Source organism: Mesorhizobium sp. M0626 (assembly GCF_040320665.1).
Classification (GTDB): Bacteria; Pseudomonadota; Alphaproteobacteria; order Rhizobiales; family Rhizobiaceae; genus Mesorhizobium.
Genome location: NZ_JAMYQD010000066.1, coordinates 1 through 527 on the forward strand (window position 1 = coordinate 1; position 527 = coordinate 527).

The following is a 527-nucleotide window of genomic DNA, read 5'->3' on the forward strand; positions in this document are numbered from 1 at the left end:
CCGAAATTGCAGCCCTTGGGCCGCTCATGCGGCAGCGGCAACTGGCCGGGGATAGAGATCAGCGGCCGCGAATTCTTGTCGGCGCCCGGCAGCGGAATCGAGCGGAACAGCCCTTGCGTATAGGGATGGCGCATCCGGTCGAACACGTCCTTGATCTTGCCGGTCTCGACCGCTTCGCCCGAATACATCACCGTGATGCGGTCGCAGGTCTCGAGGATGAGGCCCAGATTGTGCGACACGAAGATCATCGACGTGCCGAACTTCTCGCCCAGCCCCTTGACCAGTTCGACGATGCCGGCCTCCACCGTCACGTCGAGCGCCGTCGTCGGTTCGTCGAGCAGAAGCAGCGCCGGCTTCGACAGCAGCGCCATGGCAATGACGATGCGCTGCTGCTGGCCGCCGGACAGCTGGTGCGGATAGGAACGCATCATGCGTTCGGGATCGGGCAATCTCACCGAGCGCACCATTTCGAGCGCCCTTTTGTAAGCCTCTTCCTTCGACACCTTGTCGTGGATCAGCGGCACTTC

At 62.8% G+C, this 527-nt stretch carries 1 protein-coding gene; it reads right to left on the bottom strand.

The genetic code is table 11. The features are described from left to right. Positions 1 to 527, bottom strand: a 527-nt coding sequence (locus tag NKI37_RS31890; protein WP_352794672.1) for an oligopeptide/dipeptide ABC transporter ATP-binding protein, incomplete at both ends; no start/stop codon positions are given.